Here is a 9,923-nt window from a genome sequence, read left to right on the forward strand (position 1 = left end):
CGGGCGGGCCAGACCGCGCTGGCGATCCCCCGGCCCATCGCCGCCTCGTCGATTCGCGGATCGCCCAAGGCCAGCAGGGCGGCGACGGCGAGGCCAGCGTTGGCGAACTGATGCTCGCCCGGCAGAGACGGCGCGGGCAGGTCGAGCAGGCGGTCCTGCATCTGCACCAGCAGCCGACCGCCTTCGCTCCAGGCGTCGAACTCGCGGCCCATCAGGGTCAGCTCGACCCCGGCCAGGGCCGCGGTCGTCTCCAGCACGTCCTCGGCGTCGCCGTGCTGGCGCGCGGAGACCACTGGAGCGCCGGGCTTGATGATCCCGGCCTTCTCGACGGCGATCTTGGCGATGGTGTCGCCCAAGAATTCGCGGTGGTCGATGTCGACAGGGGCGATGACGCTGACGGCGGGCTTGGCGATCACATTGGTCGCGTCGAGCAGCCCGCCGAGCCCGACCTCGACGATGCAGAGATCGGCCGGGACATCGGCGAAGGCGACGAAGGCCGCCGCCGTGGTGATCTCGAAGAAGGTAATCGGCTGGCCGGCGTTCGCGGCTTCGACACGGTCCAGCACATCGGCCAGGTGATCGTCGGTGATCAGGGTCCCGGCGAGGCGGATGCGCTCGGCGAACCGCACGAGGTGCGGCGAGGTGAAGACGTGGACCTTGAGGCCCGCCGCCTCGGCCATGGCGCGCAGATAGGCGACCGTCGAACCCTTCCCGTTGGTGCCGGCCACGTGGATGACCGGCGGCAGGCGGTCCTGCGGATCGCCCAGAGCCGCGCAAAGCCGCCGCATCCGATCCAGCGACAGGTCGATCAGCTTGGGATGCAGCGCCTTCAGACGTTCGAGCGCGGCGTCGTGGGCGCGGAGGTGTTCGGCCATTTTCGTCTCCTCCTCACCCGCCTAGCGGGGGAGGTGGCGCGGCGCCAATAGGCGACGTGACGGAGGGGGCGCTGCGGAGGCGGTCCGAGCCCCCTCCACCGCCGTTCGGCGGTCCCCCTCCCCCAAAGAGGAGGAGGAAGAACTTCAGTCTTACACCGCCTTGCGGGCGCGGCCCATCATCAGGGTGCCGAGGATCGAGCCCAGGACCTGCGGCAGCTCCTTGCGGTGCGTGACGCGGTCGACCATGCCCTTTTCGACCAGGTACTCCGAGCGCTGGAAGCCCGGCGGCAGGGTCTCGCGGATGGTCTGTTCGATGACGCGCGGACCGGCGAAACCGATCAGGGCGCCCGGCTCGGCCAGGTGGATGTCGCCCAGCATGGCGTAGGAGGCGGTGACGCCGCCGGTGGTCGGGTCGGTCAGGACCACGACATAGGGCAGGGCGGCTTCCTTCAATTCGTTGATCGCCAAGGTCGTGCGGGCCATCTGCATCAGCGACAGCGCGCCTTCCTGCATCCGGGCGCCGCCGGCGGCGGTGAAGGCGATCAGCGGGACCTGGCGTTCAAGCGCGGCCTTGGCGGCGGCGATGAAGCCCTCGCCGGCGGCCATGCCCAGCGACCCGCCCATGAAGGCGAAATCCTGGACCAGCACTACGGCGTCGACGCCGCCGACCTTGCCGTAGCCGATGGCCATCGCGTCAGGCTCGCCCGTCGCCTTGCGAGCGGCGGCCAGACGGTCCTTGTAGGGTTTTCCGTCCGAGAACTTCAGCGGGTCCTCGACGACCGAGGGCGTCGGCAGCGCCTCATACTGGCCGTCATCGAAGGTGAACTTGAAGCGGGCTTCCGGCCCGATCCGCATGTGGCGACCGGCCGGCGTAACCCACAGGGCCGCCTCCAGGTCGGAGCGGAAGATCATCTCGCCGGTGTCGGGGCACTTGACCCAGAGGTTCTCGGGCGTCTCGCGCTTGGCGAACGCGCCGCGCACGCCGGGGGCGATCCGCGACAGCCAACCGCCGCCTCGGCGATCGCCCGCTTGTTTCTTGTCGCCCTTCTTCGGGTCCTGGGGTTCAGCCATAGCCATAGCCTTAAAGCCTCACTTCGTCCCGACTCGCGCCGATCGCACAGCCTTAGCCAGCGCCGACGCCTTGAGAAGAACCTTCTCGGTCACGTTTTCGTTCAACTGGGCCGCCGACTCGATTTCGTCGACCAGGGCCGAGCCCACCACGGCGGCGTCGGCCACGCGGGCCACCTCGGCGGCGCGCTCCGGGGTGCGGATGCCGAAGCCCACGGCGACCGGCAGGCCCGAGGCCTTGCGAATGCGCTCGACGGCGGGCGCCACGGCGTCGGCGTCGGCTTCCTTGACGCCGGTCACCCCGGCCACCGAGACGTAGTACACGAATCCCGAGGTGCGGCGGATCACGGCCGGCAGGCGGGCGTCATCGGTGGTCGGCGCGGCCAGGCGGATCAGGGCGATGCCTTCCGCTTCCAGTGCGTCCGACAGCGGATCAGCCTCTTCCGGCGGGCAGTCGACGATGATCAGGCCATCGACCCCGGCCTTGGCGGCGGCGGCGGCGAAGCTCTCGAAGCCCCGGTGCAGCACCGGATTGAGATAGCCCATCAGGATGACCGGCGTGTCGGCGTCGCCCTCGCGGAAGGCGGCGACCAGGTCCAGGGTCCCCTGCAGGGTCATGCCGGACGCAAGACCGCGCTGGGCGGCGCGCTGGATGGTCGGACCCTCGGCCATCGGGTCGGAGAACGGGAAGCCCAGCTCGATCAGGTCGGCGCCGGCGGCCGGCAGGCCCTTGAGCACGCTAAGCGTCGTGGCCGCGTCGGGATCGCCGGCCATGACATAGGTCACGAAGCCGGCGCGGTTCTCGGCCTTCAGCGCCGCGAAGCGGCGATCGATACGGTCTTTGCTCATGGATTCTCGTTCCCCGCGCCCTCCCCCTTGATGGGGGAGGGTTGGGTGGGGGTGATGCGGCCGTCAGAGCCGCACGGGCTCGCCGGCCAGCGCCGTGCGAGCACCCCCATCCCCGACCCTTCCCCCATCGAGGGGGAAGGGAGCCTAAAACAATCGTCGATCAAATCGAGCGCCCCAGCGCTTCGGCGACGGTGAAGATGTCCTTGTCGCCGCGACCGCAGAGATTCATCACCACGATCTTGTCCTTGCCCAGCTCTTTCGCGATCTCGCCGACGCGAGCCAGGGCGTGGGCCGGCTCAAGCGCCGGGATGATGCCTTCGAGGGTCGAGCACAGCTGGAAGGCCGCCAGGGCCTCCTCGTCGGTGGTCGAGACATATTCGGCGCGTCCCACCTCGTGCAGGAACGAGTGCTCGGGGCCGATGCCCGGATAGTCGAGGCCCGCCGAGATCGAGTGGGCGTCGATGATCTGGCCGTCATCGTCCTGCAGCAGATAGGTGCGGTTGCCGTGCAGCACGCCGGGGCGGCCGCCGGTCAGCGAGGCGGCGTGCTTGTCGGTGGAGACGCCGTGGCCGGCCGCCTCGACGCCGATCAGGCGCACGCTCTCGTCGTTCAGGAACGGGTGGAAAAGGCCGATGGCGTTCGAACCGCCGCCGATGCAGGCGACCACCGCGTCGGGCAAGCGGCCTTCCATCTCGAGGATCTGCTCGCGGGCTTCGGACCCGATCACGCTCTGGAAGTCACGGACCATCACCGGATAGGGGTGCGGGCCGGCGGCGGTGCCGATCAGGTAGTAGGTGTCGTGCACGTTGGTCACCCAATCGCGCATCGCCTCGTTCATGGCGTCCTTCAGGGTGCCCGTGCCCGAGGTCACCGGACGCACTTCCGCGCCCAGCAGGTTCATGCGGAAGACGTTGGGCTTCTGACGCTCGACGTCGGTGGCGCCCATATAGACCACGCACGGCAGGCCAAAGCGGGCGCAGACGGTGGCGGTGGCCACGCCGTGCTGGCCGGCGCCGGTCTCGGCGATGATCCGGGTCTTGCCCATGCGCATGGCCAGCAGGATCTGGCCCAGGGCGTTGTTGATCTTGTGCGAGCCGGTGTGGTTCAGCTCGTCGCGCTTGAAATAGATCTTGGCCCCGCCGAAGTGCTCGGTCAGGCGCTCGGCGAAATAGAGCGGGCTGGGCCGGCCGGCATAGTGGGTGTTGTAGCTCTTGAGCTCGGCCTGGAAGGCCGGGTCCGCCTTGGCCTCGGCATAGGCCTTGTCCAGGTCGAGGACCAGCGGCATTAAGGTTTCGGCGACATAGCGACCGCCGAAGCCGCCGAAGCGGCCGTTCGCGTCGGGATAGGCCGAGTAGTCGTTGGGTTTCGCAGGAGCGTTCACAAGAGCTTCCGAGCTGGGCTTGTCTAGTCTTTGGCGCGTTTGACGGCGTCCAGGAACGCCGTGATCAGAGCCGGGTCCTTTAGGCCGGGACCGCGTTCCACGCCAGAGGAAACGTCCACGATGGGGGTTCCGGACGCCTGAACGGCCTCGGCCACGTTCCACGGATCCAGCCCGCCGGCCAGGAAATGCGGACGGGAAAAGCAGCGGCCGGCCAGAAGTCCCCAGTCGAACCGCGCGCCCGTGCCGCCGGGCAGGGCCGACCCTTCCATCGGCTTGGCGTCGAACATCAGGTGCTCGACGACGCCGTCGAAGGCCTGGGCCTGGTCGACATCGGCCGGGCTGGACACCGAGAGCGCCTTGATGACGCCCACGCCGGCCCGGGCGGCGATCTCGCGGACCCGCGAAGGGGTCTCCTTGCCGTGGACCTGGATCAGGTCGGGACGCATCGTCGCCATCAGGCGATCGACCAGGGCGTCGTCGGGATCGACCGTGACGGCGACCGTCTTGACGCCCCGGCCGCGCACCGGCGCGATCAATCGCGCGGCGGTCTCGGGCGTGACATCGCGCGGGCTCTTCTCGAAGAAGACAAAGCCCAGGAACGCCGCGCCGCCGTCGAAGGCGGCCTTGAGGGCCTCGGGCGTCGATAGCCCGCAGATCTTGGCCCCGACCGGGGAAGACGTGGTCATGGACGCGGAGTTACGTGCGAGGCCCCGACGATGCAAGCCCAGCAAAACTCACGGCCGCGGAAAGCTCACTGCAAGGTGAAGATCCCGTTCACCGCCCGCCACTCGCGCGGACTGATCAGGCGGTTGTGGGCGACGCGCACCGAGTGCAGCACCCCGTCCAGCTCCTTGGCCCAGAAGTCGAGAAATCCCTTCAGGGTCGGGAATTTCGGGGCCAGGTCGTACTCCTGCCAGACATAGAGCTGCAGCAGGTGGGGGTGATCGGGAATGTGGTAGTGGATCTCGGCCGTGGTCAGGCCGTACCCCTTCATCTGCAGCTCGAACGCCTTACTCGCCATCGAAGATCCTCCGATAAAACGCGCCGATGACGGAACGTTTGATCCGGTCGGCGAGTCGCGCAAGCGCCGCGATGTCGCACGATGACGCCGCTTCACGCGGAGACCGCCGAAGGGATGGAAAAGGACACGGAGCGCCCGGGCGACGCCCGCAGGATGAGCAGTATCCGGCGCGTGGAAAGACCCGCGTGTTCCCGGCCGGCAGTGATATCCCTCTCTCTCCCTCCCACCGCCCGCGGCGACGGGTCTCGCCCTCTCCCGACGGGAGAGGGTTTTGGGGAGGGGCCGGCCGGCGCCGCGAGGGGATGCGACGCCCCGTTGTGGCGCGAAGCTTATTCCGCCGCCTCGACCGGCTGATCGTAGGCCGCCATCATGGCCATGTTCAGGATCTTGGACACCGAGGCCGACAGCGGCGCGATCTGGATCGACTTGGACAGGCCAAGCAGCACCGGACCGATCACGGTGGCGCCGCCCAGCGACTGCACCAGCTTGGTCGAGATCGAGGCGGCGTGAATGGCCGGCATGATCAGGATGTTGGCGCTGTCGGTCAGGCGCATGAACGGATAGTTGGCGCGTCGTTCCGGATCGAGGGCCAGCTCGGGCGGCATCTCGCCTTCGTACTCGAAGTCGACATCCATCTCGTCGAGCATGGCCACCGCCTCGCGCACCTTCTCCGAGCGCAGGCCCATCGGGTTGCCGAAGGTCGAATAGCTCATGAAGGCCACGCGCGGCTTGAAGCCCAGACGCTTGACGGCCCGGGCGGCTTCGCAGGCGATGTCGACCAGTTCCTCGGCCTCGGGCAGCTCGGTGACATTGGTGTCCGCCACGAAGATCGTGCGGCCCTTGGCCAGCACGACGCTCATGCCCATGATCCGGCCGCCGGGGGCCGGATCGACGACGCGCAGCACCTCTTCCAGGGCTTGGTCGAAGCTGCGGGTCACGCCGGTGACCATGCCGTCAGCCTCGCCCAGCGCCACCATCGAGGCGGCGAAGCTGTTGCGGTCCTGGTTGATCAGGCGCTGAACGTCGCGCTTCAGATAGCCCTGGCGTTGCAGGCGGTGATACAGCGCGTCGACATAGTCGGGATTGCGGTCCGACAGGCGGGCGTTGATGATCTCCAGGCCGGCGGTCTCGGGATCGAGGCCCACCAGCTTCATGTTCTCGTGCACCAGGTTCTCGCGGCCGCAAAGGATGGCCTGGCCATAGCCACCAGTCTGATAGGCATAGGCCGCGCGGATCACGCTGGGGTCCTCGCCCTCGGCGAACACGATGCGCTTGGGCTTGGCCAGGACCGAGCCGGAAATCTTCTGCAGGAAGCCGGCGGTCGGGTCGAGGCGCTGGGCCAGGCTGGCCCGATAGGCGTCCATGTCGGCGATCGGGCGACGAGCCACGCCGGTGTCCATCGCCGCCTGGGCCACGAACGGCGGCACGTACCAGATCAGGCGCGGATCGAAGGCCGACGGAATGATGTAGTTGGGGCCGAACTTCAGCTGCCGGCCGTGATAGGCGGCGGCGACCTCGTCGGGCACGTCCTCGCGGGCCAGCATGGCCAGGGCCCGGGCGCAGGCGATCTTCATCTCGTGATTGACGCGGCGGGCCCGGACGTCGAGCGCGCCACGGAAGATGTAGGGAAAGCCCAGGACGTTGTTGACCTGGTTGGGATAGTCGCTGCGGCCGGTGCCCATGATCGCGTCCTTGCGAACCGCGTGGACCTCTTCGGGCGTGATTTCCGGATCGGGATTGGCCATGGCGAAGATGACCGGGTTGGGCGCCATGGTGGCGATCATCTCGGGCGTGAACGCGCCCTTGGCCGAAAGACCCAGCAGCACGTCGGCCCCTTCGACCGCCTCGGCCAGGGTGCGCTTGTCGGTCTTGACCGCGTGGGCGCTCTTCCACTGGTTCATGCCCTCGGTGCGGCCTTCGTAGAGCACGCCCTTGCTGTCGACGGCGATCACGTTGCCCGGACGCACGCCCATGGCCTTGATCAGCTCCAACGAGGCGATGCCCGCCGCGCCCGGGCCGTTCAGCACGACCTTCACGTCCTCCAGCTTCTTGCCGGTGATGTGGCAGGCGTTGATCAGGCCGGCGGCGCAGATGATCGCCGTGCCGTGCTGGTCGTCGTGGAACACCGGGATGTCGAGCAGCTCCTGCAGCTCGGTCTCGATGCGGAAGCATTCGGGGCTCTTGATGTCCTCGAGATTGATGCCGCCGAAGGTGACGCCGATGTTCTTGACCACCGTGATGATCTCGTCGGGGTCCTTGGACGTGACCTCGATGTCGATCGAGTCGACGTCGCCGAAACGCTTGAAGAGGACGCTCTTGCCCTCCATGACCGGCTTGGAGGCCAGGGCGCCCAGGTCGCCCAGGCCCAGGATCGCGGTGCCGTTCGAGATCACGGCGACCATATTGCCCTTGGACGTGTACTCGTAGGCCGCGTCCGGATCGGCGGCGATGGCGTGGACAGGCACGGCGACGCCGGGCGAATAGGCGAGGCTGAGGTCGCGCTGCGTCGCCATCGGCTTGGTCGGGGTCACCGCCAGCTTGCCCGGCTGCGGGTAGCGGTGGAAGGCCAGGGCCTCCTCGTCCGTGAAGGTCTTGCGTTCCGCGTCGCTCATCCGGCGTTTCCCATTCCTGCTGCGCAAGTCGATGAAGGGGCGCGCCGATCGATGCGAACGCGCCCTTATGCGCCGCCAGCGTAGCGACGCGAACGAGGCGTCACAACCGGGCGCCCGTGCGAAAATCCCAGCAAACGCTTGTTAGGATTGGCGTTGCGTCAAGCTGGCTGCCGCTCGGGAAGCCCGCGCGAGGTTGACCTTGGGGGTCGGAATGGGCGAATTGCCGGGCCAGGTTTCGTGTCGGAGAGCGCCCTTGTCCCTGCCCGTGAAGATCGCGATCGCCGGCGCCGAGGGCCGCATGGGCAAGGCCGTGGCCCTGGCCCTCGAAGGCCGCGCCGACGCCGCCGTCGCCGCCCGCTTCGATCGTCCGGGGGCGGAGGGCGGCCATCTCGTCTCGCGCGACCAGGCGCTTGAGATCGCCGAGGCGGTGATCGACTTCACCCTGCCCGAGGCTTCGGTCCAGCTGGCCGAGGCCGCCGCCCGGCGCGGCGGTCCGGCCCTGGTGATCGGCTCGACCGGCTTTTCGGACGAGCAGTTGGTCCGCCTCGAGGAGGCTTCCAAGACCATCGCCATCGTTCGGTCGGGCAACTATTCGCTGGGCGTCAACATGCTGATGGGCCTGGTGCGCCAGGCCGCCGCCGCCCTCCCCGCCGAGGACTGGGACATCGAGGTCTTCGAGGCCCACCACAAGCGCAAGATCGACGCGCCGTCCGGCACGGCCCTGATGCTGGGCGAGGCGGCGGCCGAGGGGCGCGGGGTCGACCTGGCCAAGGTCGCCGACCGAGGCCGCGACGGCGTCACCGGTCCCCGCGTCGAAGGCGCGATCGGCTTCTCGGTCGTGCGCGGCGGCGGGATTATCGGCGAGCACAGCGTGATCTTCGCGGGCGAGTCCGAGACCCTGACCCTGGCGCACTCCGCCATCGACCGCGGCCTGTTCGCGCGCGGGGCCATCGCCGCCGCCGTCTGGGTCAAGGCCAAGCCGTCAGGCCTCTACGACATGCAGGACGTGCTGGGGTTCTCACGTTCGGACGTCTCTTGAAACCAAAGCTTGGCCTGAGGGCTTCTGTAGGGACCTAGACTTCAGGACGTCATGGCCGACACCGCCCAGGAACCGAAGACCTCGCCGCCCAAGCCCTCGCCCCCCACGCCGTTGTCCGGGCGCGCCGGGGATCGCGAGCGTCTGGTCGATCTTGGGCTGGAGGCCTTGTCGGTCTCGATGCTGGCCTTCATCGCCGCGGGCCTGGTGGTCTGGTCCGACCGGCGCGAGATCGGCCGCGACCTGGCCCAGGCCTGGCTGAAGGACCACGGCATCGAGGCCGCCGTCGAGCTGGACGATGTCGACGCCACCGGCTTCTCGGGCAAGGTGCGCCTGGGACCGCGCGACGCCCCCGTCTTCGCGGCCGACAGGCTGGAGGTGGCCTATGACCTGTCCTCGCCGTGGAGCGGCGGGGCGTTCGGCATCCAGACCCGAGCCATCCGTCTGGTCCGCCCGCGTGTGCTGGCCAGCCTCGACGCCAGGGGCCTGCGGTTCGGCGCCCTGCAGCCGCTGATCGACGAGGCGCTGAAGTCGCCGCGCAAGCCCGGCCCCAGCCCCGCCATCCTGGTCGAGAACGCCCAACTGGACTTGATGACGCCCGGCGGCCGCGCTCACATCACCGGCGACGCCAGCCTGGACGACGGACAGCTGCTGCGTTTCGACGGCCGCCTGGCGCCGCTGCGCTACGCCGCGCGGAACCTCGTGATCGACGGCCAGGGCGCCAAGGTCACGGCCCGAAAGCGCGGCGACCGGCTGACGCTCGAGGTCTCCCTGGCGCTGGACGCGCTGGAAACCGACGCCGCCGCGCTGTCGAACGGCGTCGCCGAGCTGTCGGCGGACCTGCCCTATCCGGACCTGGCCCGGATGGCGGCCAGCGGTCCGACCGAGGCGCGGCTGTCTTTGCGGGCCGACGGCGGCCGGATCGGCGAGCGGCAGGCCCAGGGCGTGACCGGCGACATGACCCTTTCCGGGCGCTTCGACGGGGGGCTGCCGGCCTTCGCCTTCCTGGGCCGATCGCAAGGCGTGCTGCGGGGCGAGCGCGTGTCGGGCCCGTCGCTGGACGCCCGAAACGCCGCCCTGG

8 protein-coding genes and 1 pseudogene are annotated in these 9,923 nt (G+C 69.0%); 2 read left to right on the forward strand and 7 right to left on the reverse strand.

The genetic code is table 11. The features are described 5' to 3' along the window. The 7 genes from FCU40_RS21515 to FCU40_RS21545 form a co-directional block, all read right to left on the reverse strand. Nucleotides 1-875 (reverse strand): Mur ligase family protein (locus tag FCU40_RS21515; protein ID WP_168077766.1); only part of this gene is annotated, 875 nt, incomplete at its 3' end. 150 nt (nt 876-1,025) lie between these two features. Next, complete coding sequence (locus FCU40_RS21520) at nt 1,026-1,952, reverse strand: acetyl-CoA carboxylase carboxyltransferase subunit beta (protein WP_168077768.1); 927 nt, start codon at nt 1,950-1,952, stop codon at nt 1,026-1,028. A 12-nt stretch (nt 1,953-1,964) separates the two neighbouring features. Further along, nucleotides 1,965-2,792: a tryptophan synthase subunit alpha gene (trpA, locus tag FCU40_RS21525; protein WP_168077770.1), complete on the reverse strand. Its 828-nt coding sequence runs from the start codon at nt 2,790-2,792 to the stop codon at nt 1,965-1,967. Nucleotides 2,793-2,952: 160 nt separating this feature from the next. Further along, nucleotides 2,953-4,173, reverse strand: coding sequence for a tryptophan synthase subunit beta (gene trpB / locus FCU40_RS21530; protein ID WP_168077772.1), 1,221 nt, complete (start codon nt 4,171-4,173; stop codon nt 2,953-2,955). A 23-nt stretch (nt 4,174-4,196) separates the two neighbouring features. Beyond that, nucleotides 4,197-4,859, reverse strand: a complete 663-nt coding sequence (locus FCU40_RS21535) for a phosphoribosylanthranilate isomerase (RefSeq protein WP_168077774.1) — start codon at nt 4,857-4,859, stop codon at nt 4,197-4,199. 65 nt (nt 4,860-4,924) lie between these two features. Beyond that, nucleotides 4,925-5,194, reverse strand: a complete 270-nt coding sequence (locus tag FCU40_RS21540) for an usg protein (RefSeq protein WP_004617972.1) — start codon at nt 5,192-5,194, stop codon at nt 4,925-4,927. Nucleotides 5,195-5,523: 329 nt separating this feature from the next. Then, entirely contained in the window at nt 5,524-7,806 is a 2,283-nt protein-coding gene (locus FCU40_RS21545) for an NADP-dependent malic enzyme (protein WP_168077776.1), read from the reverse strand. 253 nt (nt 7,807-8,059) lie between these two features. On the opposite strand from FCU40_RS21545, the gene dapB reads away from it, so the two are divergent. Then, on the forward strand, nt 8,060-8,845 hold the full coding sequence (gene dapB / locus FCU40_RS21550; RefSeq protein WP_168077778.1) for a 4-hydroxy-tetrahydrodipicolinate reductase: 786 nt from the start codon (nt 8,060-8,062) through the stop codon (nt 8,843-8,845). Nucleotides 8,846-8,896: 51 nt separating this feature from the next. Continuing rightward, a pseudogene (locus FCU40_RS21555) lies at nt 8,897-9,923 on the forward strand (hypothetical protein); the annotation flags it as partial.

Origin of the sequence: Caulobacter sp. SSI4214 (assembly GCF_012184455.1) — a bacterium.
Classification (GTDB): domain Bacteria; phylum Pseudomonadota; class Alphaproteobacteria; order Caulobacterales; family Caulobacteraceae; genus Caulobacter; species Caulobacter vibrioides_E.